The sequence below is a fragment of the Acidaminococcus timonensis genome, from assembly GCF_900106585.1.
GTDB lineage: Bacteria > Bacillota > Negativicutes > Acidaminococcales > Acidaminococcaceae > Acidaminococcus > Acidaminococcus timonensis.
Map to the genome: position 1 here is coordinate 383,931 of NZ_FNWH01000005.1, position 25,886 is coordinate 409,816.

At 55.5% G+C, this 25,886-nt stretch carries 28 protein-coding genes; 2 read left to right on the plus strand and 26 right to left on the minus strand.

The window, feature by feature from the left end; translation table 11 throughout:
• Nucleotides 1–174: 174 nt before the first annotated feature.
• Complete coding sequence (gene pepT, locus BQ5462_RS03760; protein WP_071142076.1) at nucleotides 175–1,458, plus strand: peptidase T; 1,284 nt, start codon at nucleotides 175–177, stop codon at nucleotides 1,456–1,458.
• On the opposite strand, the gene BQ5462_RS03765 is transcribed toward pepT, so the two are convergent.
• From BQ5462_RS03765 to BQ5462_RS03800, 8 genes are all read right to left on the minus strand, one after another.
• Nucleotides 1,444–3,612 (minus strand): Tex family protein, encoded by a 2,169-nt coding sequence (locus BQ5462_RS03765; RefSeq protein ID WP_071142077.1) that lies wholly within the window; start codon nucleotides 3,610–3,612, stop codon nucleotides 1,444–1,446. The genes pepT and BQ5462_RS03765 overlap by 15 nt on opposite strands.
• Before the next feature lie 106 nt (nucleotides 3,613–3,718).
• Nucleotides 3,719–4,387 (minus strand): energy-coupling factor transporter transmembrane component T, encoded by a 669-nt coding sequence (locus BQ5462_RS03770; protein WP_071142078.1) that lies wholly within the window; start codon nucleotides 4,385–4,387, stop codon nucleotides 3,719–3,721.
• Nucleotides 4,384–5,226: an energy-coupling factor ABC transporter ATP-binding protein gene (locus BQ5462_RS03775; protein WP_071142079.1), complete on the minus strand. Its 843-nt coding sequence runs from the start codon at nucleotides 5,224–5,226 to the stop codon at nucleotides 4,384–4,386. Before BQ5462_RS03775 ends, BQ5462_RS03770 begins: the two co-directional genes overlap by 4 nt.
• Nucleotides 5,223–6,083: an energy-coupling factor ABC transporter ATP-binding protein gene (locus BQ5462_RS03780; protein WP_071142080.1), complete on the minus strand. Its 861-nt coding sequence runs from the start codon at nucleotides 6,081–6,083 to the stop codon at nucleotides 5,223–5,225. The genes BQ5462_RS03775 and BQ5462_RS03780 overlap by 4 nt, the downstream gene beginning before the upstream one ends.
• Nucleotides 6,076–6,645: a tryptophan transporter gene (locus tag BQ5462_RS03785; RefSeq protein WP_071142081.1), complete on the minus strand. Its 570-nt coding sequence runs from the start codon at nucleotides 6,643–6,645 to the stop codon at nucleotides 6,076–6,078. The genes BQ5462_RS03780 and BQ5462_RS03785 overlap by 8 nt, the downstream gene beginning before the upstream one ends.
• Before the next feature lie 98 nt (nucleotides 6,646–6,743).
• Entirely contained in the window at nucleotides 6,744–7,055 is a 312-nt protein-coding gene (locus BQ5462_RS03790) for a hypothetical protein (RefSeq protein WP_143038013.1), read from the minus strand.
• A gap of 199 nt (nucleotides 7,056–7,254) precedes the next feature.
• Nucleotides 7,255–7,698, minus strand: a complete 444-nt coding sequence (locus tag BQ5462_RS03795; RefSeq protein ID WP_071142083.1) for an Hsp20/alpha crystallin family protein — start codon at nucleotides 7,696–7,698, stop codon at nucleotides 7,255–7,257.
• A gap of 336 nt (nucleotides 7,699–8,034) precedes the next feature.
• On the minus strand, nucleotides 8,035–8,844 hold the full coding sequence (locus BQ5462_RS03800) for a C39 family peptidase (protein WP_071142084.1): 810 nt from the start codon (nucleotides 8,842–8,844) through the stop codon (nucleotides 8,035–8,037).
• Between the two features lie 142 nt (nucleotides 8,845–8,986).
• Between BQ5462_RS03800 and BQ5462_RS03805 the strand changes: the two genes are divergently transcribed.
• Nucleotides 8,987–9,331, plus strand: a complete 345-nt coding sequence (locus tag BQ5462_RS03805; RefSeq protein WP_071142085.1) for a heat-shock protein Hsp90 — start codon at nucleotides 8,987–8,989, stop codon at nucleotides 9,329–9,331.
• Nucleotides 9,332–9,374: 43 nt separating this feature from the next.
• Here BQ5462_RS03805 and fumC read toward each other — a convergent pair whose 3' ends face one another.
• The 18 genes from fumC to BQ5462_RS03890 form a co-directional block, all read right to left on the minus strand.
• Nucleotides 9,375–10,751, minus strand: a complete 1,377-nt coding sequence (fumC, locus tag BQ5462_RS03810; RefSeq protein ID WP_071142086.1) for a class II fumarate hydratase — start codon at nucleotides 10,749–10,751, stop codon at nucleotides 9,375–9,377.
• 202 nt (nucleotides 10,752–10,953) lie between these two features.
• On the minus strand, nucleotides 10,954–12,882 hold the full coding sequence (locus BQ5462_RS03815) for a TRAP transporter permease (RefSeq protein ID WP_205407927.1): 1,929 nt from the start codon (nucleotides 12,880–12,882) through the stop codon (nucleotides 10,954–10,956).
• A 22-nt stretch (nucleotides 12,883–12,904) separates the two neighbouring features.
• The gene (locus BQ5462_RS03820; RefSeq protein ID WP_071142088.1) at nucleotides 12,905–13,456 is read right to left on the minus strand and encodes a DUF1850 domain-containing protein; all 552 of its coding nucleotides are present in this window, start codon (nucleotides 13,454–13,456) and stop codon (nucleotides 12,905–12,907) included.
• 9 nt (nucleotides 13,457–13,465) lie between these two features.
• On the minus strand, nucleotides 13,466–14,464 hold the full coding sequence (locus BQ5462_RS03825) for a TAXI family TRAP transporter solute-binding subunit (RefSeq protein ID WP_235819566.1): 999 nt from the start codon (nucleotides 14,462–14,464) through the stop codon (nucleotides 13,466–13,468).
• Nucleotides 14,465–14,889: 425 nt separating this feature from the next.
• On the minus strand, nucleotides 14,890–15,096 hold the full coding sequence (locus BQ5462_RS03830) for a helix-turn-helix domain-containing protein (RefSeq protein ID WP_071142090.1): 207 nt from the start codon (nucleotides 15,094–15,096) through the stop codon (nucleotides 14,890–14,892).
• A 20-nt stretch (nucleotides 15,097–15,116) separates the two neighbouring features.
• Complete coding sequence (locus BQ5462_RS03835) at nucleotides 15,117–15,476, minus strand: hypothetical protein (protein ID WP_071142091.1); 360 nt, start codon at nucleotides 15,474–15,476, stop codon at nucleotides 15,117–15,119.
• A gap of 14 nt (nucleotides 15,477–15,490) precedes the next feature.
• On the minus strand, nucleotides 15,491–15,721 hold the full coding sequence (locus tag BQ5462_RS03840; RefSeq protein ID WP_071142092.1) for a hypothetical protein: 231 nt from the start codon (nucleotides 15,719–15,721) through the stop codon (nucleotides 15,491–15,493).
• Between the two features lie 49 nt (nucleotides 15,722–15,770).
• Complete coding sequence (locus BQ5462_RS03845) at nucleotides 15,771–16,415, minus strand: hypothetical protein (protein WP_071142093.1); 645 nt, start codon at nucleotides 16,413–16,415, stop codon at nucleotides 15,771–15,773.
• 50 nt (nucleotides 16,416–16,465) lie between these two features.
• Nucleotides 16,466–16,618, minus strand: a complete 153-nt coding sequence (locus tag BQ5462_RS11220; RefSeq protein ID WP_159429667.1) for a hypothetical protein — start codon at nucleotides 16,616–16,618, stop codon at nucleotides 16,466–16,468.
• 162 nt (nucleotides 16,619–16,780) lie between these two features.
• Nucleotides 16,781–17,356 (minus strand): DUF7338 family protein, encoded by a 576-nt coding sequence (locus BQ5462_RS03850; RefSeq protein ID WP_071142094.1) that lies wholly within the window; start codon nucleotides 17,354–17,356, stop codon nucleotides 16,781–16,783.
• Between the two features lie 2 nt (nucleotides 17,357–17,358).
• Nucleotides 17,359–17,928: a hypothetical protein gene (locus tag BQ5462_RS03855; protein WP_071142095.1), complete on the minus strand. Its 570-nt coding sequence runs from the start codon at nucleotides 17,926–17,928 to the stop codon at nucleotides 17,359–17,361.
• Between the two features lie 134 nt (nucleotides 17,929–18,062).
• Complete coding sequence (locus tag BQ5462_RS03860; protein ID WP_159429668.1) at nucleotides 18,063–18,464, minus strand: hypothetical protein; 402 nt, start codon at nucleotides 18,462–18,464, stop codon at nucleotides 18,063–18,065.
• Nucleotides 18,400–18,768 (minus strand): hypothetical protein, encoded by a 369-nt coding sequence (locus BQ5462_RS03865; RefSeq protein ID WP_071142097.1) that lies wholly within the window; start codon nucleotides 18,766–18,768, stop codon nucleotides 18,400–18,402. The genes BQ5462_RS03860 and BQ5462_RS03865 overlap by 65 nt, the downstream gene beginning before the upstream one ends.
• On the minus strand, nucleotides 18,761–19,021 hold the full coding sequence (locus tag BQ5462_RS03870; RefSeq protein WP_071142098.1) for a hypothetical protein: 261 nt from the start codon (nucleotides 19,019–19,021) through the stop codon (nucleotides 18,761–18,763). The genes BQ5462_RS03865 and BQ5462_RS03870 overlap by 8 nt, the downstream gene beginning before the upstream one ends.
• A 351-nt stretch (nucleotides 19,022–19,372) precedes the next feature.
• Entirely contained in the window at nucleotides 19,373–20,812 is a 1,440-nt protein-coding gene (locus BQ5462_RS11335) for a hypothetical protein (RefSeq protein WP_071142099.1), read from the minus strand.
• Nucleotides 20,813–20,821: 9 nt separating this feature from the next.
• On the minus strand, nucleotides 20,822–24,832 hold the full coding sequence (locus BQ5462_RS03880) for a phage tail protein (RefSeq protein WP_071142100.1): 4,011 nt from the start codon (nucleotides 24,830–24,832) through the stop codon (nucleotides 20,822–20,824).
• Complete coding sequence (locus BQ5462_RS03885; protein ID WP_071142101.1) at nucleotides 24,819–25,295, minus strand: NlpC/P60 family protein; 477 nt, start codon at nucleotides 25,293–25,295, stop codon at nucleotides 24,819–24,821. Before BQ5462_RS03885 ends, BQ5462_RS03880 begins: the two co-directional genes overlap by 14 nt.
• A complete protein-coding gene (locus BQ5462_RS03890) occupies nucleotides 25,292–25,876 on the minus strand; it encodes a baseplate hub domain-containing protein (protein ID WP_071142102.1) in 585 nt (194 codons plus the stop codon). Before BQ5462_RS03890 ends, BQ5462_RS03885 begins: the two co-directional genes overlap by 4 nt.
• Nucleotides 25,877–25,886 lie beyond the last annotated feature (10 nt).

The following is a 25,886-nucleotide window of genomic DNA, read 5'->3' on the forward strand; positions in this document are numbered from 1 at the left end:
TCAAGGCACTTTTCCTTTTCTTTCCATTTTCTTTTTAGCAAAAAGAACCTGCCACCCTTGTCACGATTTTCCGCCCTTTTCAAGGGGGGACCCGCCGAAAGCTGGTGGCAGGTTCTCTATATACGATAATATGGTACAATGGATGGAATCAAATTCCTGTAAGGAGGTCCCTGTATGTCCGAAATCACCCATGAATTACTGACCCGCTTCCTGCGGTACATCAACATCCCGTCCCAGAGCCGGGCCGGTGCTGCCACGGTCCCCAGCACCCCCAGCCAGTGGAATATGGCCCGGCTGCTGGAAGCCGAACTGGAGCTCCTGGACCTGGAGGACGTGCATCTCAGCGATCACTGCGTCCTCACCGGATACCTGCCTGCCAGCCTGCCCAAAGGCTTCACCGGCTCCGTACCCAAAATCGGGTTCTGCTGCCACCTGGACACGGTGGACGTGAACCTGAGCCCCACCATCCATCCCCACCTGGTCAAGGGCTACCCGGGCGGCGATGTGATCCTGAATGAAGCAAAGCACCTTGTCATGAAGGCCTCCGACCATCCGGAGCTGGCTGCCCACGTAGGCGAGGACATCGTATTCACCGATGGCACCAGCGTGCTGGGTGCGGATAACAAAGCGGCCCTGGCCAATGTGATGACCCTGCTCCACACCCTGTCCACCCACCCGGAGATTTTCCACGGAGACATCTACATTGCCTTCGTCCCCGATGAGGAAGTGGGACTGAAAGGTTCCAAATCCCTGGAGCTGGACCGGTTTCCGGTGGATTTCGCCTACACCATCGACAGTTGCGAAGTGGGCGAGGTGGTGTACGAAACCTTCAATGCCGGTGCTGCCACTGTCACCATCCAGGGAATCAGTGCCCATCCCATGAACGCCAAGGGGCGCCTGGTGAACCCCACCCTGCTGGCCGTGGATTTCGCCAATTTCTTTGACCGGAAAGAGACCCCGGAGTGCACGGAAGACAAGGAGGGCTACATCTGGATCAAATCCATCCAGTCCAATGCCACACGGGCAGTGGTCCAGCTGGCCATCCGGGACCACCACAAGGCCGGCTATGAGGCCAAAAAAGAGACCATCCGGCAGAACGTGCAGCGCCTGCTGCAGCAGGAGCCCCGGGCGAAAGTCACCTGCACCCTGGAGGACATCTACGGCAACATCGCCGATGCCATGACCCCCAAAAATCGCAAGGCCGTGGACATCCTGTACGAAGCGCTGGACGACCTGGGCATCCAGCCCCACACCATTGCCATGCGGGGCGGCACGGACGGATCCTTCCTGTCCACCCGGGGTATCTTCACCCCCAACTATTTCACCGGAGGTCTGAACTTCCATTCTCCGTACGAATGCCTGCCCGTCCCCTCCCTGGAAAAAGCCTACCATGTATCCCTGAAAATCGTAGAAAAAGTGGTTGAAAACGGGGCCCTGATTTCTTCACACACCCTTTAACGACAGGCCGATCCGCCCCCGCTTCTCGTCCACGCTGATCACCCGTACCTGTACCACATCCCCTACGCTCACCACATCCAATGGGTGCCTGATCCGCCGACTGCTCATTTCCGAAATATGGATGAGTCCGGCCGTTTTGATGCCGATGTCCACGAAGGCCCCGAAATCCGTCACGTTCCGGATGGTTCCCCGCATGAGGCTCCCCACTTTGATATCGGACAGCCTGACGATATTCTGCCGGGTAAGGGGTGCCGGCAGGTCCTCCCGGGGATCCCGGCCGGGGCTTACCAGGGCGTCCAGGATATCGTGTACCGTAGGCAGGCCGGCCTCCAGCTCCCTGGCCAGCCGGCTCTCGTCCACCAGCTTCCGTTTGGCTGCCAGAAGCGCCAGCTTCTCTTTATCCTTCAAATCCCTGACCGCAAACCCCAGTTTCTCCAGGATGGCTTCTGCCAGCCGGTAGGATTCCGGATGCACCGGAGTGGCATCCAGAGGGCTCTTTCCATCCAGGATCCGCAGGAAACCGGCGCACTGGGTAAAGGCCGCCGGACCCAGCCGGGGTACCTTCAGCAGCTGCCGCCGCCCGGTGAAGCGCCCGTTTTCGTTCCGGTAGGCCACAATATTCTTTGCTGTAGTGGCCGTAATGCCCGCCACATGGGACAGCAGGGCCGGCGACGCCGTATTCAGGTCCACGCCCACATGGTTCACCGCCATTTCCACCACCCCGTCCAGGGTGCCGGTCAGGGCCTTCTGGTCCACATCGTGCTGGTACTGGCCCACCCCGATGGCCTGGGGATCGATCTTCACCAGTTCCGCCAGGGGGTCCTGCACCCGCCGGGCCATGGAAACAGCGCCCCGGATGGTTACATCGTACTCCGGCAGTTCCTCTCTGGCCAACCTGGAGGCAGAATATACCGAAGCCCCCGCTTCATTGGTGATCAGGTAATGCACCTCCCTCAGGTGATGCTGCTGGATCAGCCGGGCTGCGAACTGTTCCGTCTCATAGGAAGCCGTGCCATTTCCAATGGAAAGCAGGGTCACATGATGCTTCTCGATCATCCCCAGAAGGATTTCCTCAGCCTGCTCCTTCTGCTTCTCGCTCTGGGTCACCTGGATCACCCCATGGTCCACCACCTGGCCGGTAGGATCCACTACAGCCACTTTGCAGCCGGTGCGATAGCCCGGATCCAGTCCCATGACCGTACGTCCTGCCAGAGGCGCCTGGAGCAGCAGCTGCCGCAGGTTGGCCCCGAACACCCTGATGGCCTGGGCTTCGGCATTTTCCGTCAGGGTATGGCGGATCTCCCGCTCCAGAGCGGGGAACAACAACCGTTTCCAGCTGTCCGCCAGGGCCAGTTCCAGCTGTTCCTGATAAATGGAGCGATGGCGGACGAACCGCCGCTGCAGCAGCTGCAGGGCCCGTTCCTCCTCCCAGAGCAGATGCACCTTCAGGCATCCCTTCTTTTCACCCCGGTTGATGGCCAGTACCCGGTGGGAGGGCAGGGTCCGCACCGGTTCCTGGTAGTCCCTGTACATCAGGAAGGTCTGGGCCTCATCGGCGTTTTCCACCAGTTCCGTCTGCAGCACGCCCTCCTTCCACAGCTTCTGCCGCAGGTCCTTGCGCAGGTCCGCATTTTCCGAAACCACTTCCGCCACAATATCCCGGGCTCCTTCCAGAGCCGCTTCCAGCGTCTCCACCCCTTTTTCCGGATCCACATAGGCCCGGGCTGCCTCCAGGGAGGTGCCACGGATTTCCCGCTGCAGCAGGAAAGCATTGGCCAGCGGCTCCAGGCCCTTTTCCCGGGCCTGCTGGGCCCGGGTCCGCCGTTTTTGCTTATAAGGCAGGTACAGGTCTTCCAGTTCCGTCAATTTCTGGGCTTGTTCGATGGCCTGGCGCAGGTCCGGTGTCAGTTTGCCCTGTTCGTCGATCCTGGTCAGGATCTCCTCCTGGCGCTTCACCAGGTTCCGCAGGGTATTCAGCCGGTCCTCGATGGTCCGGATCTGTTCGTCCTCCAGGGAACCGGTGACCTCCTTCCGGTACCGGGCGATGAAGGGAACGGTGTTGCCCCCATCCAGCAGTTCGATGGTCTTTTCCACCTGTATGGATCTGCAACCCAGTTCCCCGGCGATCAATGGGGCAATGTCAGTTTGTTTCATTGGATATTTTCCTTTCGTAAAAAAAAGGCTGCGGATCCCCGCAGCCCCGACTTTTTCCAGGCACACAAGATGAGTCCAGATCGTGCGCCCGGGTTATGCGTCAGCTTTAGATATGTTTTACCCAAATGGGATACGTGCTCAGCACGATGATGAGGAGCAGCGTCACGTAATCCAGTCCATGCAGCCGCATGGGCCGGCGGTTTTTATAGGTATTGGGGCCGAACCCCTTCAGTTCCATGGAAAGGGCCAGGGTGTCCGACTTGGCCACGGCCCGCATCACCAGCGGTTTCACCACCGCCAGGTACGCATACAGCCGTTTGAAGGCATTGCCCCGGTTGGAATAGCCCCGGCAGGACTGGGCGTCCAGGGTGATGGCCGAATCCGACAGGAAGTCCGGAACGAACCGCAGGGCCGTAGTCAGCATGAAGGCGTATTCATAGGGCATATGGAATTTTTCCACCAGCGCCTGGGCGATTTCCTGGATCCGGGTGGAAGCCAGCAGGCACAGAAACGCCGTGGTCATGACGAACATCCGCAGCCCGCCGGTAAGCGCCACGTACAGTGCCGAACCGAACAGCAGCTGCAGCACCACCATCATCCCGGTAAAGACCGTCAGCGTCCCGATGGCTGCCATGGTCATCCGGTCCCGCTTGATGTACAGCAAAATCACCAGTTCCAGGGCCAGGATCGTGGCCACTGCCGCTACCGGCAGCAGGAACACCCAGGCTGTCACCGCCAGCACCAGGATCAGTTTCGTAAAAGCGGTCAGCTTCATGCCTTGCCACCTTCTTTCTCTTCCTTCCGTCCTTCTTTCGGAGCTTCCTTCAGCTCCAGCCGGTCACACAGGACTTCCGGGCTGTCCGCATCCACCCCGAACAGCGCTCCCAGCCGGGCCAGTACCGGCTGCTTCAGGCCCCATTCCTCAATGGGCCGCCTGCCGTCGAACAGTTCCTTTGTTTTCCCGTCATACACCAGTTGCCCATCGTGGAGCACCAGGGCATGGGTGGTGTACTTCCGGGCGATTTCCATATCGTGGGTGATCAGGATCAGGGTGATGTGTTTCTCCCTCTGCAGCCTGGACAGGTAGTTCATCATATGGAGCTTTTCCTGTTCATCCTGGCCGTTGGTGATTTCGTCCAGGATCAGGGTCCGGGGTTGCAGGGCCAGGGCCACGGCTACCCCCAGCCGCCGTTTCTGGCCGAAGGAAAGCCCCCGGGGATACTGGTCCAGGCAGGGTGTCAGCCCCATGGCTTCCACGGCTTCCCGCACCTGTTTATCCAGATCCGCTTTAGGCATCTTCCGGGTTTGCAGACCATAAGCCACTTCATCATATACCGTATCTCCCAGCAGCTGCAGGTCCGGGTTCTGGAACACATAGCCCACCTTATCCGCCAGGTCCGCCGGTTCGCAGTCCACGATATCCACGCCGTCCACCAGCACCTGTCCGCTGCGGGGGTGGTTCAGCGCCATGAACAGCCGGCTCAGGGTGGTCTTGCCGCTGCCGTTGTGCCCCAGGAGGGCTACGGCTTCTCCATCTTCCACCTTGCACTGGATATCCTGCAGCACGGGTACCCCTCTGCGATAGGCGAAGTTCACTTCTTTTGCTTCAATCATGCCTTGCCTCCCTGGAATTTCCGGGTCAGTTCCTCTTCCGCTTCGTCCTCACTGCGCCAGTTGCCCAGCCGGCAGTGGAATCTCTCTTCCAGACCCAGCTTCACCTGCCACAGTTCCGGCAGGTTCTCCCGCAGGTCTTCCTGCTGGAAAGCCTTCCGGGCCGCCTGTTCGAAAGGTCCCTGTACCCGGGCCTCGCCGCCGCTGATCAGCACCAGATCCGTCATGTAGGGCAGCAGGTAGTTCAGGTCGTGCTCCACCACCACCACGGTCATGTTGTGCTGCTGGTAGATCTTGTACAGCAGGGCATACAGGGACCGGGCTCCGTCCGGATCGAGAGCCGACACCGGCTCGTCCAGGATCAGCACTTCCGGCCGGCAGGCCAGCACCGATGCCAGCAGCAGCCGCTGCCGCTGGCCCCCGGACAGTTCGTCCAGCTGGTAGCTTTCCCGGCCGGGCAGGCCCACATCGGCCAGGGCCTGGCTCACCCGCTGGTCCACCTCATCCGGCGAGAATCCATGGTTCAGAAGGCCAAAGGCGATTTCCTCTCCGGCGGTCAGGGACACCATCTGGCTTTCGTAGTCATCCATCATGATGCCCACCCGCATGGCGATTTCCGAGATTTTCTTTCCCTTAAGGTCTTCTCCCAGCACTTCCACTTTGCCGTAGTACCGTCCCCCGTAATAATGGGGCACGATACCCGTCATGGCCTTGCACAGGGTGGTCTTGCCGGCACCGCTGGGACCGGCGATGGCTGTAAAGCTGCCCTTCTGGATGTCCAGGTTGATGTTTTTCAGCACCAGGTCACTGTTCAGATAGGCAAAATAAAAATCCGAGATCCGAATGGCACTGTCACTCATGGTGTTTCCCCTCCGTTGCATAGAAGATCTTCCGTACAGGGCTGAACAGCACCTGGGTCACCACCCCATTCAGAGCCCCCACGGTGAACACCACCGGCAGCATGGCATGGGTCCACACGGTCAGGGGCAGCCCCAGCACCAGTTTCAGGATGTAGGTGAATACGGCACCGCTGACACTGGTGGCCACAAAACCCACGATGAACGGTTTCACCTTCAGGTTCTCCAGATGGGTCAGAGCGAAGGCCTTCACCAGGATACAGGCCGTCAGGGCCCCGCTCACTTCACTGGCGATGTTCCCCAGCGGGAAGGCGGATTTGGAAGAAGGGACCAGAGTCAGACCGGCCACGAATCCAATGCCCAGGGCCCGGGTCAGGCCCGGTTTCGTCAGGCAGATGGTGATGGAATACATGGCAATGGTCCAGTTGGGGGTGACCCCGCCCACATTGGGACTGATGGTATGGAGGATGACACCAATGGCCAGCAGCAGGGCCGTCATGGCTACCCAGCGATGGGTGTCCCTGGCTGCTTCCACCGTAATCAGATCCGGAATCGGTTTGTCCATGATTGCTATACTCCTTTGCTACAAATGTATGAGTATAGTTTATGTGTCAAATCTCTGACTGTCAAGCAGAAGGGGCCATAAAAAAGAGCTGTGACATTTCACAGCTCTGCAAAGATCCGCCGGCTCACTTCCAGCATTTTGTCTTTTTGTGTCTTCATTTCCACCAGAAGCAGTTCAATCTTATCCTGGGGAACATCAAAGATCCTCAGGGCCTGTGTCAGGCACAGCTTTTTCAGATTCTCCCGGGCAAACAGATATTTGAACTCATGGCTCAGGATGTATCCGCTCATGGACGCCCTTACCAGCAGGACCCGTTCATAACACTCCTGCAGGGTGAATTTCCGGGCAAAAGTCATCAGATGTGTTTTTGGAGTCTCGTCTGCCAACGTTGTTTTCCTCTTTCTGTCCATACTGCTACCGCCTCATTTTTCCTCATTCTCCAGTAGTGTATCATACCCCCATACCCTATTCAATCCAGCCTGATAGAATTCACGTTTCTATCATATATCTACTGTGTTCTTATTGAAAATTTGTGACGCAAACGGCACATCCGTCTTTTTTCATAAAAAGAAACCCCGCCGGTTTCCCGGCGGGGTTTCCTGCAGGCCATCAGCCTTCGATGGCGATGTATTTCTTGTTGTCCACTTTCCTGGCTTCCTTCTTGGGAACGCTCAATTCCAGGATGCCATTCTCGTACTTGGCCTTCACATCGGCCTCCGTAACGCCTTCACCCACATAGAAGCTCCGGGCGCACTGGCCAAAGGTACGTTCACGACGGATGTACTGGCCCTTCTTGTCCTTTTCATCCTTGTCCACACCCTTGCTGGCACTGATGGTCAAATACCCATCCTGCAGCTGTGCATGGATTTCATCCTTCTTGAAGCCCGGCAGATCGATATCCAGTTCATAATGGTCGCCCACATCCCGTACATCGGTCTTCATCATATTTCTGGCATGTTTCCCGTACAGAGGATTCCGCACAGAGAACACATCATCAAAATCATCCATCAGATCATCAAACACATTGTCATTGAAAACAGCAGGCAGTAACATAAGCCATTCCTCCATTCAATCTTGACCTTGAAGGTCAGCTTTTGAGACTACCGAAAGGCTTTCGGATTCCCGGGGTTCCGCAAGGGAACCCGTCGTCCAGCGTTCCAGGTTCCTTACGGGAACCCTTCTGTGGGTCTTTCCTTCGTCCGACTATTATACTAGCACAAGTTGTTAGCACTGTCAAGCGTTGAGTGCTAAAAAGTCAAAGATTTTTTGACTTTTTTCGAAAAAAGCGGGCGGGTCCATATGCCCGCCCCTCCATGGATACTCCCCTTACGATTCCTGCACGGTCCAATGACCGCAACACTGCAGAGACGCCCCCTTGGGTGCGCCCGCTCACGGTTTTGCAGGAGAGACGATCACAAACAGGTTGTGGTTCCCTCCTTCTTTCTTCGGGAACTGCCCGTACATATCGAAGGTGGAGAAGAACCGGGCCGCCGGATAGATGCCATATCCATCCTGGTCATGATCCGTGGTATCATAGGGATCTGCCACGATCAGCACATCATCCTGGGTATCGGCGGTACCCATGTCATCATAGCCGATGACCACCTGCCAGTGGCCGCCCCAGTCGATCCACCCCACCAGGATGGGTTTCCCTGCCTTCAGGGTGGCTTTGATGTCTTCCGGGCCAAAAGTCTTTCCTGCCTGGGCATAATCTTCTGTGGTCACCAGATCGAAGCCCCCCACCTTCTGGAACATATCCTTCATCTGTTCCAAAGTGGTACCCGGGTAGCCATTCGGGAAGCCGGGGACTGCCACATCCTGCAGAGGATGGCGCAGATCCGCCAGTTTCTGTTCCGTCCAGTCCTTCTGACGTCCGTACCAGTTCAGCACCATCAGGGCCGAAGCCGGACCACAGGACCATTCACTGGACTGCTGGATGGTTTTGAAGCAGGGCAGGATCGTCAAAGATCCCTTGGAATGCATATGGTAAAAATCCGGATGGACATAGTAGGGAGACTTTTTGTGGTCCAGTTTCCGCTCAATGGAAGCGGCTCCCTGGTCCTGGGTAATCTTCTCCACCCCGGTGATCTTCATGTCATCCGTAAAGTTGTCCTTCTGCGCTGCCAATGCCGGCAGAGCCATACTTCCGGCCAGAATCCCGGTCAAAACCCACATTGCCAATTTTTTGCCAAACAGCATCTCATTCACCTCGTCACATGTTGTTCTCTTCTTGTTCATTCTTTTCTATTATACGAAATCCATTAAAAATTGACTAACTCTTTTCTGTCAGATGTGCTATAATATTGTTGTAATAAATTTATTTACAGGAAGGATGATTCCCATGGCAACTCATGAAGAATTGGTTTCTGAAGTAAAAAATCTGGTGGCCGCTCCCAGCGTATACAGCGGTTTGAAAGATCTGGCTGAAAAATGGCTGGCAGCCGACGGTACCGCTGCCCAGGCCAACCTGACCGCGCTGCTGCGGGCTGCCCTGAAGGAAGACGTATGCACCATCGACCAGGTGCTGCCCTTCTTCGCTTCCGACGCTGCCAAAAAGGCTTTCGGGGAAGAACAGGCTGCCAGGATGCTGGCCCAGGGCCAGAAGGTGAAAGCCGATGGCGGCAAATACTGCTTCTGCCCGGCCTGCACGGCTGGTTCCAAGATCCTGGAAATGCTGGGTGAATAAGGAAATAAAAAATAAGAGCGCCGCTCCGCGGCGCTCTTATTTTTTATACCATCTTCTCCGGATGGAACACCTTGTCGAACTCGCTTTCTTCCATGAAGCCCAGCTTCAGCACGGCTTCCTTCAGGGAAATGTTGTCCTTGAAAGCCAGTTTTGCCACCTGGGCACACTTGTCGTAGCCGATGTACGGGCTCAGGGCCGTTACCAGCATCAGGGAATGATGCAGGTTGTAGGCCATCTTGTCCTTGTTGGCCCTGATTCCCACCACACAGTTCTTCCGGAAGGATTCCATCACATCCCCCAGCAGCCGCACGCTCTGCAGGAAATTGTAGATGGTCACCGGCAGGAACACGTTCAGCTGGAAATTCCCCTGGGAAGCGGCAAAGCCGATGACGGCATCGTTCCCCATGACCTGCACAGCCACCATGGTCACGGCTTCACACTGGGTAGGGTTCACTTTCCCGGGCATGATGGAGGAACCCGGTTCGTTGGCCGGAATGGTGATTTCGCCCAGGCCATCCCGGGGCCCGGAAGCCAGCCACCGCACATCGTTGGCCATCTTCATCAGGTTGGCTGCCAGTGCCTTCAGGGCACCGTGGGCGAAGACCATATCATCCAGGCTGGTGAGCGCATGGAATTTATTGGGAGCCGTCACAAAGGGGAAACCGGTGTTCTTGGCAATGAACCCGGCTACCTTCTTGTCGAACCCCTTGGGGGCATTCAACCCGGTGCCTACAGCCGTACCACCCAGGGCCAGTTCCAGCAGCCCTTTTTCCGCCGCCTTCAGTTCCTGGCGGTTCCGTTCCAGCATGGTCCGCCAGCCGGAAATTTCCTGGGAGAAGGCCACCGGCACCGCATCCTGCAAATGGGTCCGGCCCGTGGTCACGATCCCCTTATGGGCCTTTTCCAGCTTTTTGAAAGCGTCCACCAGATCATCCAGGTGGGGCAGCAGGTTCTTTTCGATTTCCCATACAGCAGCAATATGCATGGCCGTAGGGAAGGTATCGTTGGAGCTCTGGGACATGTTCACATGATCATTGGGGTGCAGCAGGGCCTCTCCGGCCAGTTCATTGCCCCGATGGGCGATGACCTCGTTCACGTTCATGTTGCTCTGGGTACCGCTGCCCGTCTGCCAGACTGCCAGCGGAAAGTTCCCGTCCAGCTTACCCTTCAGGATCTCATCGCAGACCTTCCCGATGATCTGGCACCGTTTCTTGTCCAGTTTGTCCAGAGCCTGGTTGGCCTGGGCAGCGCTCTTCTTCAGATAGGCAAAAGCCCGGATCACTTCCATGGGCATCTTTTCCGTACCGATCTTGAAGTTCTCGAAGCTCCGCTCCGATTGAGCCCCCCAGTATCTGTCCGCCGGGACCTTGATTTCTCCCATGGAATCCCGTTCCAGCCGCCATTCTTCTTTTTTCGCCATGCTGCTCCCCCTCACTTTGTATTGGATAAAAGCATTATTTCATAGCCCCTGAAGTTTGTCAAATCACAGCCCCCTGTACCACGCCGGGTTCCATGAAAAGGAGCTGTGGACAACTCATCCACAGCTCCTCTGTCAGGCCGGCATCAGCCGACTTCCATGGCCGGTGGCCGGGCGCGGAAAAAGCATTTTTCCATGCCGCCCTTTATGCCACCTGCAATGTTTTGGCTTTTCTTTTCTGGAACAGGATCACCCCGATGAGGATCACAGCCCCCACAATATCGGTCTGGATCCCAGGGATCATCAGCAGCAGGGCCCCGGCCAGGGAAACGAGCCGCATCACCACATTCACCGGTGCATACACATACCCTTCGCAGGCCACTGCCAGAAGGAATACTCCCAGGGCTGCTGTAGCCGCCGTGAACAACCCTTCTCCCAAGGTTGTATTGATCAGCATCAGCTGGGGCGAAAGCACGAAGATATAGGGAATGATGAACCCGGCCACTGCCAGTTTCACCGAAGTCCATCCGGTCTTCATGGGATCCCCGCCGGACACCCCGGCTGCCGCAAAGGCCGCCAGCGCCACAGGAGGCGTCAGGTTGGCGAACATGGCAAAGTAGAAGCTGAACATGTGGGCCGCCGCATTGGGAATCCCCAGCTTGAACAGGGCGGGCGCCGCAATGGAAGAGGTAATGATGTAGGAGGGAATGGAAGGCAGTCCCATACCCAGGATCATACAGGTGATCATGGTGAACACCAGGGTAAACATGATGCTGGTGTTCCCCAGGCTGATGATGGTGTTGGCCATGGTGAGCCCGAATCCGGTCTTGGAGGAAACCCCCACCACGATACCCACGCAGGCACAGGCAATGGCCACACTCACCGTCTGTTTGGCCCCTTCCGCCAGGGCATCCACAATGGCTTTGGGTTTCATCCGGGTGGCTTTCTTCAGAGCCGCCACCAGGATGGTCACCCCGATGGTGAGCACCGCCGCATACACCACGGTGGAACCGGACATGAACAGCATGTACAGCAGGAACACAATGGGGATGATCAGATGGCCCTGTGCCTTCAATACATCACGGGTCCGGGGCAGCTGTTCCCTGGGCACCCCCACCAGCCCGTCCTTGGAGGCCCGGAGCTGGACCTGGATCATGATTCCCATATAGTACAGGAGCGCCGGAATGGCTGCCCATACAATGATTTCCGAATACTTGACCCCCAGAATTTCCGCCATGATGAAGGCGGCTGCCCCCATAATGGGCGGAAGCAGCTGGCCCCCTACAGAAGCCGCTGCCGACACGGCTCCGGCGAATTCCGCCGAATACCCGGTCTTTTTCATCAGGGGGATGGTAAAGGATCCGGTGGTCACCACGTTGGCCACAGCCGACCCGTTGATGGAGCCCAGCAGCCCGGCTGCCACCACCGACACCTTGGCGGGACCGCCTTTGGTGTGCCCGGCCAGGGACAGGGAAATGTCATTGAAGAATTTCCCCATGCCGGATTTGGTCATGACGCAGCCAAAAAGGATGAACAGAAAAATATAGCTGGAAGATACGTTGACGGAAGTCCCGTAGATCCCTTCCGTATTGGCGAAGAAATGATTGGACAGGCTGAGCCAGTCATAGCCCCGGTGCATGAACATTCCCGGGAATTCCCGTCCGTACATCCCGTAGAGGATGAAGCAGAGGCTCAGGATGGGCAGGGCCTTGCCGCTGCACCGCCGGGTGGCTTCCAGCACCAGTGCCACCAGCAGGGTGGCCATCACCATATCCATGTCGCTGGCCCGTCCGGCCCGCTCTACGACTCCCAGGTAATCATGCCAGATATAAAAGGGAATCACAAAGGAAATGGCGGCCAGGAACCAGTCAAACAAACTGGGTGTGGTCCGACTGGATTTTTTCCGCATGGGATACATCAAAAAGCACATGGAACACATCATGGCCACATGGAGGGACCGGTGGACCAGGGTCACCGGAGGCCCGAAAATGGCCGTGTACAAATGGTACAGAGAAACCAGGATGGCAAAAATGTAAAAGAAGCTTTTGATTTTTCCGGTGAATTTCCGGGTGGCGCTTTCCTTGTCCACCTTTTCAATGATGGCACTGGTCTTGGCGGCCATTTCTTCCGTCATATCTCCAGTGATGATCCCGTCCTTATTGACGGGAGCCTGGGAGAAGGCGTCTGCACCCGAATCTGTCGAGCGTTTCTTCAAGTCGTCCATCAAAATACCCCCTCTTCTCTATGATCAGGGTCAGTCGGGTGTGTTCCGGAAGAAGCCGTCCGCTGGTGATCAGCTGGTCATTCAGCCGGATTTCCCGGGTTGCGTAATGGGAATTCAGCCAGTCGATCCGGGGGAACACCTGGCCGATTTCATCCATGTAGATGTTTCCTTTTTCATCGATCCAGGTCTTCTTCCCCTTATTTTCCGGGATCCCCGCCCCAAAAGACGGAAAGGAGATGGTATCCAGCACCAGGCTGTTGTCGTCAGCCACATGGAAGTATTCATGCCAGTGGATATGCTCCAGGGAATGGATCCAGCCGAAAAACAGCCGGTCCCCCCTGCCGGCGGGAAATTCCACATAGGTCTTTCCTGTCTGATAATCCCTGATCCGCAGGACCGTCCGGCTGGCCCAATGCCACCAGAACAGCAGTCCGACGGCAAAGGGCAGGGCCAGACAGGCCAGGATCTTTTTTTTACCCTTCATGGGACAGCGTTACAGCTTCCCTTTTTCTTTCCAGAATTTTTCCGCACCGGGATGCAGCTTCAGAGAGGTCCCTTTGATGCCTCTCAGGCCCGTATCCAGGGTGATTTCCCGTTTGGCCGTGGCATGGGAAGCGCCGATGGTCTCCAGCCCCTTCTGGGAATAGATCCCGGTAAGCAGGTCGTAGACCACATCATCCGGCAGTTTCTTGTCCACCAGCATCACGTTCATCACAGCTGCCGTAGGCGTATCCACCTCGGTATCATAGGATTCCTTGGGAATCTTGAACGGCATATAGAAAGGATATTTGGCCGTCAGGTTCTTGATGGCTTCTCCATCGATGGGGATGAACCGGATTTTCTTCATGGTTCCCAGTTCCTTGATGGTCGCGTTCCCCAGACCGGAGGTCACAAAAGCCACGTCGCACTGGCCATTCTTGATCTGGTCGATGGCTTCCCCGTAGGACAGGTAATCTACCTTGGCATCACTGTAGCTCATGCCGTTGGCTTCAAAGATCATCCGGGCATTCAGTTCCACCCCGGAGTTGGGCGCCCCCACCCCGACTCTTTTGCCTTTGATATCCTTGAAGGTCTTGATGCCGGAATCTTCCGTGGTGACAATCTGCACCACATTGGGCCACAATCCCATCATCACCCGCAGATCCGGTTCCTTTTTCTTGCCTTCAAAGGCACCAAATGCATCCTGACACTGAATTACGGAGTCGGACATGGCAATGGCCATTTCCCCCTTGCCCGTCAGGATCCCGTTGATGTTCTCAACCGTAGCCCCTGTAGCCGTAGCGGATGTCTTGTAGCCCATTTCCCCCACGACTTTCGAGAAAGCGCCTCCGATGGGGAAATAGATGCCGCTGGTAGGTCCGGTGAGCACCGTAATGAATTGTTTGCTCCGGTCCAGTTTCCCGTCACTGCTCTTCTGGCCTCCGGAGCTGCCGCAGCCTGCGGCTGTTACCGCCAGCATTCCTGCCACCAATACTGCAAACCACTTTTTCACAAAAATCCCTCCTTCAATTGATGAAATCATAGCTCTTCAAACCCGGAACGGGGCTGAATTCAGAAATAAAGGGGTTATCATAAAAAGGCAATTCGTAATACTCAGAAAAAATGTTCTATGCAAAAAAGCTGAATGTTTTACGATTCCGTAAATTCTATGAGTTTAGTATATCATACAGTTTTTACACTTTCAATATAAATTAACGCATCATATCGTATACATGAGATGTCATAATCATGCAATTGGTTCTTTATAATAGATGTTTATACATTTCCATTCATCCTGGTTCTCTTTTGAACCGGAAAGTGCCCGCCATGGAAACAGGAATAAAAAAAACGCCCCTGCAAGCCACAGGGACGTTTTTGTTTTCAAATGGTGACCCGAACGCTCACATATGCGAACATCCGTTTCACAGTCTGCCCCGACTACTTTTCTGCTGTCGTAGGACGGGCTGCATGACTTTCCTGGGCGATTCGCTCCAGCTTTTCCACGACCAGGGCTTCCGCCCACCCTGGCGGTGTCCGCTTCCCAGACTCCCAATCCTGTAGTGTCCTCCTGGGGATGCCCAGGGTATCGGTCACTCCTTGCTGACTAAGCCCGGCGGCCTGCCGAGCCTCTTTGATGGTGGTCATTTCCACCGACCTCCTTCCGCTCATTTAAAACGGATGATAAGTCCTCTCTCTCCGGCTCTGTAAAGCTGGAAGCCAGACGGGTTTTCCAGATCCAGGACTTTACCATCGTCATCATAAATCCACAGCCAGGAAGATGCTGTGTCCAGAACCAGGTTGTAATGGCTGGGGACATCTGTGTCACCAGCGATGAGGTGGGCTTTGTAATCCCCGTCCTCACCGAAAGGGATCTCTCCGATCTCCTTCGGGTTGCTGGTCCGGTAGATAAGGGCGGCGATGTCGCTCACCCCTGCACTCAGGGTGCAGTATTTGTAAAAATCCTTGTATTTTTCCGCTCGAGCGATCGCTTTCATTTCCATGACGTAGTTTTTGTCGATTTTCATGATTTTTTCTCCTTTCAGGCCGTATGGAGGCTGAAGACCTCTTCGGCCCCATCTTTAACCACGATCAGCAGGGAATGGGAGGCGCCAAATTTCTTGTCCAGCTCCTGCTGGATTGGCTTCATCTCCTGGATCAGGTCCTGGATCCAGGCGTCCATCTTTTGCCCAGCTTCCGCCGGGACACCAACGATCTTGTAGGCATCTTCCTCGCCGTTGTCTTGGTTTACGAAGTTAACGAAGCATTTCATGGTGGTTCTCCTTTCAATGGGTGGCGGGGCTCAAAGCCCCGCCCGGCTTTCAGTCTTCGTTTTTCTCGATGTCTTCCAGGATTTCACACAGGGTTTCAACTTCCCATTCTGTCAAATTGTACTGATACTGGAGTTCTTCTTTGTCATCGGCCCGCCAGCCGGAACCGTAGAGGTCCAGGGCCAGGGATTTCAGCTCTTCCCGGTTGAGTTCTTCATAACCTTCTCCAATGGTTTCATCTTTGATTAGATGGCTACCATCTTCCTGTTCTTCCCAGAGAGTCAAACGGCTTTTTTCACAGGGGTTGGCTTTTGTGGTTTTCCATGCATCGGCAATCTGTTCCCGGGTGCCGACCTCGATAGTTTCCCCGCTTTCATCCTTGATTTCGCAGTAAGGATTGTCCCCAAAAAGTTCATGATATTTTTCCGGCAGATGTTCCCTTACCATTCTGCTGGCCATGGAGACCGGCAACAGACGGATTTCTTCTCCGCCGGCCCAGGAATCGAAGCCTTCGTACCGCCCATAGGCCGTCCTGGCTCCGCCCCGGCCATGGATGAAGAACTCATGGTCGGCAGTCACGTACAGTTCTTCGATCATATAATCCAGACTGTCCGTAGGAGATGCTCCGTTGTCCCATTCACCGATAAAGGTTGCCTTATCGGTATCATAAGTTTTTTTGTTGATGGTCGTTTTCATGATATTCCCTCCTTTTAAATGGTGGCGGGGTGGCTAGCCCCGCCATTGCTTTAGCGGTTTTCGATTTCAGCCAGTTTGTCAAGGACGATTTCCAGTTCGTCATCGGTAAATCCGTACTCCTTCTGAAGGTCTTCTTTATCAGAAGTTCTCCAGCCGCCATCATAAGCAGCTCCTGCGATTTGTTCCAGTTCGATTCTCTCCATGATCAATCTCTCCTTTTCTTTTCTTTTGATGGGGGCTTTCTTTTTTTGTCCCCTTCCCTCTTTCTGACTATATTATAGCACGCATTGCGTGCTAGTTCAAGGACTTTTTATAAAATTTTGCAAAAAAAATAGAGCCCCCAGGTGCTAGCCCTGGAGGCGTTGTTACTTGCGGCTGATCCACAGCCTGGTGGCGATCATAGCTTGGTATTCCGTCTGCATGGTCCGCTGGATCTTCCACCCAAGGTAGATTTTCCAGCACCATTTCCCGGCGATTCGGGCCTCGTTTTTGTAGGCCCAGGCCAGGCCAGAGCGGCAGTAGTACCACCCGTCCCCGCTCTTGGTCTGGATCGGGTACTGCTGAGGCCAGACTGTGGTCCCGAAGATGTAAAAGGCAAAGCCATAGGCGCAGTTGCGGTACAGCCAGTGGACCCGGCAGCAGTAGCGCCGGATCCGGTTGGCCAGTCCAAACGACTTGATGAGCCTCTCCGTATAGCGGACCTGGCCGCACTCCATCCGATGCTCCTGGATATAGTGGGCGTCCCAGTCGTAGCGCAGGCAGGCTGGCATCCGGCTCACATCCGTCTTGTTGTCCAGAGTGTCGTCCCAGGTCTGCCACATGCGCAGCAGGCCAGGCAGCTCTCCCTGCTCGTCCGCAAAGAGCACCACCAGCCAGTTGGTAAGGTAGCAGAGCACCATGCAGATCAGCTGCAGAGGCAGGTAAATCAGGTATCTTATCATAGTCACCACTCCTTAACTGTATAGGTGATGGAGCCAGCCTCTACCTTGCGGCCGGTCCGGGTGTAGAGCATGCCTTCCCATCGTCCGTACTGGTAGCCCGCTCCGATGTAGGTCTTGTCGCCGGTTGTCATGGCCCCCACCTTGACCTTATGAGGCTTGCGCAGGTTGATTTTATAGACGTCCACCTTTTGGCGGTTGGGGTCAGCCGTGACCACGGTGCGGTCCGTCTTTTCCCGGGCCGCTGCCGGGACGGAGGGCTTGTCCTCTTTAATCTCTTTGGCCACAGTCTCCGCTCCTGCCGTCAGATCCGGAGCCTGGACGTAGTAGGTCACCTGGGGCATGGGCTGGGTCTGCTGGATGTGGTAGATCTCCCTGGTCACTGCCCGGACGGAGTCATCTGACAGCTTGAGCTGGTCAGCCGTCTTGACCGGATCCGTTGTGTCTTGGTACGGCATCACCGTCGGCTGCTCTTTTTGGCGCTCTCGATGGGCATAGATCAGCCCGGCCAGCAGACTGATTACGCAGAGAGCGATGACTGCCAGGATGATTTTCTTTTTTTGTTCGGGGTCCATAAAAATCACCTCTTATTTTGCGATTGGACAACTTTTATTTTGTTTTGCATATACTTTATTGCGTATATAGCAAAAACCCGCCACATCTCAATCTCGTTGATGTAGCGGGTTTTAGTCCATATTTTAGGACAGTGTCACTCCACGACGGTCAGGGTGCAGCTGTTTCCTGCGTCGATGATCATCTGGCTGAGCTCCTCACCGTCTGCATTTTGCATGCGCAGGCAGCCATAGGTGCCCTCCCACCCTTGGTACGGGGCAAATGGATCATCCAGATCACTGCCTCCCCCATGAATGTCTCTGCCCCTGGGATCACCGGTGGTGATGTAAAAGGTGCCATAGCCGGGACCATAGGCCGTAGTGATCTCAGCGCTTACATCCGGATAGGTCCCGTCCGGCAGGGACTCCCGGGGCTCACCCTGATCATTGTACCCGGCAAAAAAGTCGTCGTGACAGGGCCAGGACTTAATGACCTCATAGTCCTCGTCCATGGCGTAGATCTTCTGGCGGGATCGCTGAAATTGAATCTCCTTTAGCATTATCTTTGCCTCCTTCTATGGCATCTGGGATGCCGTTATGATTTTTATCGACAAAGTTTGCCGCCACCATCAAGATGACGGCTGCAAAGCCCTTGCTCCCCATGGAGTTGATAAAATCAATCAGCTTGGGCAGGTCGGGCTTGCCTGTTGTATACCACAAGTAAATCCAGCCGGTCATGTAGAGCACCAGGCTGGACAGTAAAAAAAGCATATAGACAATGACAAGGCCCATGGGCAGGCCCTTGATGCGGACCTTACCGGCCTGGGCGATAAAACTTAAAATCGGCTTAAAAAAGTTAGCCATGACCCACCCGCTCCTCGATGCTGTCGATCCGGTGGGTATTGCTCTTGCTCCGATCCTCCACGGACTGGAGGCGGACCTCCATCTGCTCCCGGTGGGCCTTTTCTTCGGCTAGCGTCGCATCCAGCTTGTCGAGGCTCCTCGTCACCCGGTCGAGGACAACCTGCAGAGGTGCCACCGTAGACCGGACCATGTAGAGGATTGCTCCGCCGATGAGCCCCAGGATGGCGGCTGCGTCTCCTAGCGATACATCCATACTCTTGCCTCCCTTGCTATCATCTCCAGTAGTAATACATATCTAGGAGGTTGATTTTTTATGCGTTTACCAAATGGATTTGGCTCTGTATACAAGCTCCAGGGGCACAGACGGCGCCCGTGGGTAGTTAAAAAGACGATAGAGGGCCGTCAAAAAGCCCTGGGGTATTTTGAGACACATGATGCGGCCCTCACTTTTTTTTGCTCAAGGTAATCCGTTGTAATCTGAATTCGAATTGTCCTGGTTCTAACCATGTGACCATGGGATGGTGTTTCGTTGATGGTCAACTAAACCAGTGACAGAGTGTTCCCTGTCATGGTTCCATCGGTAAATTCGCTCATAGTCTCTCCTTTATGCATAGCAAATAAATGCACGCACGGTATAAGTTAACGGGGTTACGGTAGTTGATTTGCCATAGATGGCGGAGGAACGGGAAGCGTTAAGGGATATCGTAAGGGCATTATTAGTATCACCATTTTCATAGGGGCCATTGTTCGTTGCATAAGCATCAAGGCTAAAAGCTCCTTGGGCTCCGGCTTGGTCAGCGTATGTGTAAATCCTCTGGAATTTCCCTGTGATGTTCGGCAACCCCGCTTCCACCATCTGCCCCGGTGTGGCGTCAGCTCTCAGATACCGCCCGTTAAGGTTCGGTAGCGTCGTGGTCCCCAGATAATCCACCAGCCGTTTATACTTGTCCCCGTCAATCGTCTGCCCGTCCAACGGCAGGAGGTATTCATGCTCCCCTGTTTTTGTCAGCGGTTTATAGATAATATCGCCTATACTGTGTTTGCTCAGTGTATCGTTGATATAAAACGTTACAGTTCCGTCAGCTATTACCCCACCCATGTTACTTTTAACGGTCGTCCAGTCCGGCTCTGTGCTACCCGTCGTCCCTGCTTGAGTCACGACGATTACACAGCCCGGTGGAAGGCTTGGAGAGGTCAGTACGTCGCCAACCTTGTAAGCCGTGTTGCGCTTAATCTGGTACGGGACGCCTGCTTCCTGCTTCGTGGCGTAGGTGCTTTCCGCTTCCGTGCTGTTCAGCTTTTTGGCCAGCTCTGCCGTCATGGTGGCCGCAAAGTTGGAGTCGTTGCCCAGAGCCTTTGCCAGCTCGTTCAAAGTGTTTAATTGGTCGGGGGCACCGTTGACCAATGCAGAAATAGACTTGGCAACAAATTCCGTGTTGGCAATGGCTTTACTGCTGTTGCCAGCGTTCGCTGTGGGGACGGAAGACTCCTCATACACAGTTAAAGCTTTTGTAGTAATACCGTTTGCCATGTAAAGCCTTACGTCATCTAGTCCAGCATCCGTGATGCGTTGTGCAATAGTCGTTACTCCCTGCTCATCTATTACTTGTGGTTTATTCTTAATAAACGCCTTGCTCGTGCTGTCCGTCACGTTCCAGTCGGCCTGCTGTTCCCTTGCACTATTGGCCGCATCGTTTGCACTGGCTTTAGCCGCATCCCTAGCGGCAATGGCTTCGTCAGCAATCTTCCGGGCGTTGTCAGTTTCGATGTACTTCTGCCCGTCCCAGAGATACCATTTGCCCGTATCCTCTGCGATGTACATGGCGGATAAATCCCCTGTAGCGGGGAGTGCGTCCTTGTTGGCTACGTATACCCTGCCCCCGTTGATGGCATCGTGGAGTGCCTCCAGGTCGTTGGCTACGTAGTCAATCCAGCCAGTGCCCTCAGCGTTGGCTAATGGCGTTTTCTTGCCGAAAGCACCGTCCTGGATGATGCTGTCGTTTGCATCCCTCAGCTCGGGGTGCTGATATGCTTGTCGTTTCATGCGTCCTCCTTAACTTACCGAATAGTTTTGAGTTGACTGGTCAACTGCCAAAAACAGGGCCGTCCCGTCACTGTCGATGACCTGTGTAGAGTCGTTACCCTGCATTGTGCCCTCGATGCTCTGCAGGGTACATTTGCCATCCCCCACATCTCCTGCGTCGTTGCTCTTCCCCATGTGGTTAGCCCGTGGGCGCCACTGGATATTTACCGTAATGGCGCTGACCGAAGGAATCTGAAATTGGGAGGTCTGGACGCTCTGCCCGTTCCAGTAGTCGAAATAGCCGCCGTCCGTGCCGCCCACATCTTCGGACAGCACGGTCTTGCCCGCCGCCGTTACCGTGACACGGGTAAAGGGGGCGTCGTTCTTGCTGCTTTTCCCGATTCCAATGCCAGTACCTTTAGCGTGCCAAATCCCGCTGAAATACAGGTTCAGTTTAATGAGTCTTGCACGGCTGTCCACGCTGATGTTCTTTGTCCATGAAAACGTCTGGCGGATTGAGCCATCAGTATACCCTCTCGCCCCGGAAAAAGAGCCTAAATCCGTGTTTACGCTCTGCCAGTAGCTTGTATTATCTATCCCGGAGTAGCACATAACCCGAAATCCGTTTGGGCTTACGTCGGTTGCCCGGCAGTGGATACGGATAATGGCCCCGCTTTTGTTGTTGTCCGCTGTGGTTACAGACAGCGGAGTTATAAGAACCTTCGGGGCGGTAGGCCATGCAACGGGGAATTTAACATACTGGTTATGTTTTGCCGTGCCGATAATCATGCGGCGGACACTGTTGTAGGCGTTTCCGTCGCTGTCGAAAAACGTCATACCCTTTCCGTCAAACATGATGGATTCACCGTTGCTCTGCTTAACCCGCATCCCGTCCTCATTAAGGAATACGTTTCCGCCGGTAATGGCCAGTGCCCCTTCCAGGGAAATGTTGGCTGCCTGCAGCATCTTGCTCGTAACGATGTTGTCGTCAAAGTAAGTCTCGCCGGTGATGTGGACCTTGGAGCCGTCGATGAGGATGCTCTCCGGGCTGACGTTGATTTGGTTGATGACATCCCCCTCCTTGACCCGGAGGTTGATGGCGTCGTTGAGCTGAGTCAGGGCAGAGTAGTTTTTATAGCCATCCTCAGCGTTGAGGTTGTCCACCACGACGCTAACCTTGTTTTCGGCGTCCACGCCCTTCTTCAGCTGGTCCTTGATGGCTGCATTGACCTTGTCCAGGCTGATGGCCTCGTTTTTAATCATTGACTCGTCAATCTCGACTTTAACCGTCACCAGGGCCTCGTCCGATTTATCGCCCTCGCCAAAGAGGTCATAGTAGGCAAGCCGCACCGTATAGACACCGGCTCCACAGGTGCAGGAGTAGACGTTGTTGGGCGTCCGGATGACGTCCTGGCTGTCGATGTAGATGGCCATGCCAATGCAGCCATTGGGGATGGCTTTGGCCATGATTCCAAAGCCTCCGATGGTCGCTGTCAGCTTGGGGACCGCCGGAGTCGGCGGCAGAGCCTTGCTGTACTTGAGTGTCGCCGGGTCGGAGTACTTGCCCAGGGCGTTGCAGGCAAAGAGGTACAGAGTACCTGTCCGGGAGGTCAGCGTCAGTGATGCCTTGAGGCCATTGGTCCGTGCCAGCAGGCTGGCTCCCTCGATTCCCGGGTGGTTGTCCAGGCGTATCTCATAAAAGCTGATGTCGGTGTTGGTGACCTCTTTCCAGGTGGCCACGGCCGCCGCTCCAAAGTCGACGGTAAAGCCGTACGGCGTATTAGGGATGTAGGTCTTGAGAGCCACCACGATGTCCTTGCTGGGTGCCAGATCCGGGCTGGTGGAGGCTCCCCACTCGTCCACAGTGGTCACGCAGATCCGGTAGGTATCGCCCACTACAGCCTGGGGGATGACCACCTGGTCCTTGCCGCTGCCGCCAAAAATCCACTCGCCGCTAAAGCCCATGCTGTCAACGCTGACTCCCTCGGTGGCAGACAGGTTGTCTACTTGCCCATGGTCCGTTTTATACCAGACACGGCCCTCCAGGTAGGAGTCCAGGGCCGGAGGAGTCCACTTGACTACGATGTCATAGCGGCTGACCCCGTCGGCCTGCTGACGATAGCGGTTATAGCAGCTGATGCCCGTCACGGGCGGGATGTAGTAGGGCTGGATGGTGTACTGATAGGCCTTGACCTTGCTCAGATCCTGATTTCCGGCGCCGAAGATGTTGTAGGAGACAAATTTGAGCCAGATCTTTTTACCGATGTCAGCCTTGGTAAAGGGAGCCTTGAGCAGCGTGGAGTCCATACGGGCAAACTGCACTCCGGCCTTATGGGCGGCGGCAGTGGTAAAGTACTGCCCACGGATGCAGCCGGACAGCTGCCAATGGCCATTACTCAGCAAGGTGGCTGTCTGATAGCTAAAGCACTCCCCGTCTACCCAGCAGAGGGTGTTGCCCCGCTCTGCATCCTGGGCAGTGCCTGACAAAAAGTCACCGTTACTGGAGACCTCCAGGGTGGTGGCATCTTTGGTGACGTTGGTGGCCAGGGTGCCGATCCGGGCTGTGTTGGTGATCATACCGATAGAGCGGTAGGTGGTCCCGTCGTCGGAGGCATAGACCTCGCAGCCGCCCCAGAGGTCACCCTTGCCTTTTGCCCCGATCCACAGTTCCAGTCCGTTGGTGGTCAGATCCGCCGGGGGCTGGATCAGCACGGGGGTATCCGTGTCGGGAGCGGTCACATTATAGTCGACGTAGGGCCGGTCCTGACTGTGCACGTCGTACTGGGGAGCCGTCACGTCCATAGGCGGCACGCTGACTGCCGTAAATGTCAGCACCCCGTTGGTGCCCTCGGTTACAGAGCTGATCCGCACTACCTGCTTGTCCAGGCCGATGGATGGATCCGTGAGTGTGACCAAATCGCCAACCTCTAACCGGCAAAAGGACCAGTCCAGCTTAAAGGTATACTGATTTCGGCCATAGATGGCCTTCCGGGCCAGCGCCTCTGCCAGCTTCACGGCCCGCTCCTTGGTGTAAAACCAATGGGCCTTAGTCGTGCTGGCCTGCCGGACGCCATGCTCTGCGATGTCCTTAGAGAGTGCGTAGGATACGGTCTCCTTGTCGTAGCTGTTTTTGCGGGAGATAAACTCCACGGGGTACTGATTGTAGACCTCGCTGCTATCCTTGCGGCTATAGGTCACCAGGGCGGCGCCACTCTGGGGGAGCATGTCGTCCGGAGTCAGTGCATAGCGGATGGTGGTATCCGGCTTCCAGCCGCCGTGTGCCTGGTCGTCCAGGACCACGATTTTGTAGTGGTCGTTGCTCCAAAACATATAGGCATTGGTGATGTTGATGATTTCGTTGATGATTTCCCGGGTCTCCCTGGCGCTGGTGTCGTCCATGGGGCTGGAGATCAGCAGGTCGTTTTCTCGGCAGTAGGTGCGATAGTTGTCCAGTCCATCAATGGCCACACCGGAGAGGCCCGTCTTGTCCAGGATGTACCTGATCACATCGGCGGGGTTGGCGTCGGTGTAGTCTCCGGTGCTGAGCAGCTTGCCCTTGATCTCAAAGTTGTAGGTGGGAAAAGTGGCATTATCGCCCAGATCTACCACCCCGGCCATATAGGCCAGACCCTTATAAGGCAGGGCCTTGTCCGGGTGTTTCCCCTGGACATAAGCCCAGGGCTGCTGCGTGTCCGTGCCGGTCCAGCAGGTCAGGCCGATGTTGTCATTTGGGTAGTCGTAGACCGACTTGCCAACCCACACCTTGCCGATGCCGTTGATGGGTCCTTCGCACAGGCCCAGGATGGTGGCCACTGTGTAGGTGTAGGTGATGGTCACGGTCTTTTTCCGGCCGCCCTTCCCCGCCTTATGGCTCTCCCGATGCTCATGAGCCGTAAAGTCATCGTAGTAGATGACGTTGCCAGACCTACGTGTGGTGCCAAAGACCTCAGGGACAGCACTGCCGTACTCGGCCGTAGTCACAGTAAAGTTGGAGATCTTGTCGGCCCGGTTGTATGTGGTATGCGATTTAAATATCCCCATGCGCTGTCACCTCCTTGTATTTGTCCGGATTAAACCGGTAGATCGCTCTCAACCGGCTGTGGCCATGGGCATCCACAAACATGACCTCATTCAGATCAGACAGGATGACGCCTTTGTCGATGACTGCATGACAAATCTGGCCGTTGCCGATGTAGACGCCGCCATGGCTGATGCACCGGCCAAATTGATAGAGCAGGAAGTCACCAGGCTCCATGGTCTCCACCTTGTCGCAGTAGGTCTGCACATAGTGTAAAAACCACTCGTCGGAGTGATGCAAGTGCCACTCATTGCTGTAGGGTTTGATGGGGATGGAGCCCCTGGCTACTGCTCCGGAGTCCTCCAGGCTGGCGATGAGTAGCATGCCACAGTCCACGCCCCTGCCCTTGACTCGGGCCATGTTGATATGGGGAGTCCCCAGCCAGGCAAGGGATGCCTGGGCAATCTTGTCACCGATCGTGCTCATAGCAGTACCTCCTTTTGAGGGACAAAGGGAGCGATCAGACAGGTCTCCTCGCTTGTCTGGCTCGAGATGATGTTGGAGTCACTGTTGAGGGTGTAGGTGCCCTGGGGGTAGTACTTGCGCAGCGGAAACTGCATGTTGAGCCCCTGGGTCTTGCTCTTGACCGTCAGCTCCACCTTGATGCCACCGGCCTGCTTGACCTCCACCTGCCCGCCAAAGAGGGCGATGGCCCCCACAACGGTCTGGCCGTTAAAAAAGCAGCGGCTCAGATAGAGCTTTGCCTGGTCAAGAGTGCCATCGTGGGCGGCTTTTAAAAAGGCTTTGCTCTCCAGGCTGTCGTTTTTGTCGCAATAGACAGTAACCGTCATGGAGTCCACGCTAATGCTCGGGTTGGTTTTGATCTGCTGCCTGCTAAGCAGCAGGGCATTGTGCCTATAAACATTGCCGTTGTAGGTGATGTCCTGATCTGTGTCGCAGTACCTGTAGGTGTTTCCGGAGTCCAGGACAAGATCATACAGGTCGCAGCTGGTGAGGCTCTTTACTGTGCTCAGATAGGACGCCAGGTCCTTAGATACGTCTTTCATGGCTGGTCAC

What these genes read in the sequence shown, in the direction of transcription:
- BQ5462_RS03795 (WP_071142083.1), bottom strand. Translation starts at nt 7,698, where the DNA reads ATGTTACTGCCTGCTGTTTTCAATGACAATGTGTTTGATGATCTGATG.
- BQ5462_RS03835 (WP_071142091.1), bottom strand. Translation starts at nt 15,476, where the DNA reads ATGAAAATCGACAAAAACTACGTCATGGAAATGAAAGCGATCGCTCGA.
- BQ5462_RS03860 (WP_159429668.1), bottom strand. Translation starts at nt 18,464, where the DNA reads ATGCTAAAGGAGATTCAATTTCAGCGATCCCGCCAGAAGATCTACGCC.
- BQ5462_RS03785 (WP_071142081.1), bottom strand. Translation starts at nt 6,645, where the DNA reads ATGGACAAACCGATTCCGGATCTGATTACGGTGGAAGCAGCCAGGGAC.
- BQ5462_RS03855 (WP_071142095.1), bottom strand. Translation starts at nt 17,928, where the DNA reads ATGGACCCCGAACAAAAAAAGAAAATCATCCTGGCAGTCATCGCTCTC.
- BQ5462_RS03850 (WP_071142094.1), bottom strand. Translation starts at nt 17,356, where the DNA reads ATGATAAGATACCTGATTTACCTGCCTCTGCAGCTGATCTGCATGGTG.
- BQ5462_RS03870 (WP_071142098.1), bottom strand. Translation starts at nt 19,021, where the DNA reads ATGGATGTATCGCTAGGAGACGCAGCCGCCATCCTGGGGCTCATCGGC.
- BQ5462_RS03780 (WP_071142080.1), bottom strand. Translation starts at nt 6,083, where the DNA reads ATGAGTGACAGTGCCATTCGGATCTCGGATTTTTATTTTGCCTATCTG.
- BQ5462_RS03885 (WP_071142101.1), bottom strand. Translation starts at nt 25,295, where the DNA reads ATGAGCACGATCGGTGACAAGATTGCCCAGGCATCCCTTGCCTGGCTG.
- BQ5462_RS03790 (WP_143038013.1), bottom strand. Translation starts at nt 7,055, where the DNA reads ATGGACAGAAAGAGGAAAACAACGTTGGCAGACGAGACTCCAAAAACA.
- BQ5462_RS03865 (WP_071142097.1), bottom strand. Translation starts at nt 18,768, where the DNA reads ATGGCTAACTTTTTTAAGCCGATTTTAAGTTTTATCGCCCAGGCCGGT.
- BQ5462_RS03800 (WP_071142084.1), bottom strand. Translation starts at nt 8,844, where the DNA reads ATGCTGTTTGGCAAAAAATTGGCAATGTGGGTTTTGACCGGGATTCTG.
- BQ5462_RS03890 (WP_071142102.1), bottom strand. Translation starts at nt 25,876, where the DNA reads ATGAAAGACGTATCTAAGGACCTGGCGTCCTATCTGAGCACAGTAAAG.
- BQ5462_RS11335 (WP_071142099.1), bottom strand. Translation starts at nt 20,812, where the DNA reads ATGAAACGACAAGCATATCAGCACCCCGAGCTGAGGGATGCAAACGAC.
- fumC (WP_071142086.1), bottom strand. Translation starts at nt 10,751, where the DNA reads ATGGCGAAAAAAGAAGAATGGCGGCTGGAACGGGATTCCATGGGAGAA.
- BQ5462_RS03845 (WP_071142093.1), bottom strand. Translation starts at nt 16,415, where the DNA reads ATGAAAACGACCATCAACAAAAAAACTTATGATACCGATAAGGCAACC.
- BQ5462_RS03805 (WP_071142085.1), top strand. Translation starts at nt 8,987, where the DNA reads ATGGCAACTCATGAAGAATTGGTTTCTGAAGTAAAAAATCTGGTGGCC.
- BQ5462_RS03880 (WP_071142100.1), bottom strand. Translation starts at nt 24,832, where the DNA reads ATGGGGATATTTAAATCGCATACCACATACAACCGGGCCGACAAGATC.
- BQ5462_RS11220 (WP_159429667.1), bottom strand. Translation starts at nt 16,618, where the DNA reads ATGGAGAGAATCGAACTGGAACAAATCGCAGGAGCTGCTTATGATGGC.
- BQ5462_RS03765 (WP_071142077.1), bottom strand. Translation starts at nt 3,612, where the DNA reads ATGAAACAAACTGACATTGCCCCATTGATCGCCGGGGAACTGGGTTGC.
- pepT (WP_071142076.1), top strand. Translation starts at nt 175, where the DNA reads ATGTCCGAAATCACCCATGAATTACTGACCCGCTTCCTGCGGTACATC.
- BQ5462_RS03820 (WP_071142088.1), bottom strand. Translation starts at nt 13,456, where the DNA reads ATGAAGGGTAAAAAAAAGATCCTGGCCTGTCTGGCCCTGCCCTTTGCC.
- BQ5462_RS03775 (WP_071142079.1), bottom strand. Translation starts at nt 5,226, where the DNA reads ATGATTGAAGCAAAAGAAGTGAACTTCGCCTATCGCAGAGGGGTACCC.
- BQ5462_RS03830 (WP_071142090.1), bottom strand. Translation starts at nt 15,096, where the DNA reads ATGACCACCATCAAAGAGGCTCGGCAGGCCGCCGGGCTTAGTCAGCAA.
- BQ5462_RS03815 (WP_205407927.1), bottom strand. Translation starts at nt 12,882, where the DNA reads ATGACGGAAGAAATGGCCGCCAAGACCAGTGCCATCATTGAAAAGGTG.
- BQ5462_RS03770 (WP_071142078.1), bottom strand. Translation starts at nt 4,387, where the DNA reads ATGAAGCTGACCGCTTTTACGAAACTGATCCTGGTGCTGGCGGTGACA.
- BQ5462_RS03840 (WP_071142092.1), bottom strand. Translation starts at nt 15,721, where the DNA reads ATGAAATGCTTCGTTAACTTCGTAAACCAAGACAACGGCGAGGAAGAT.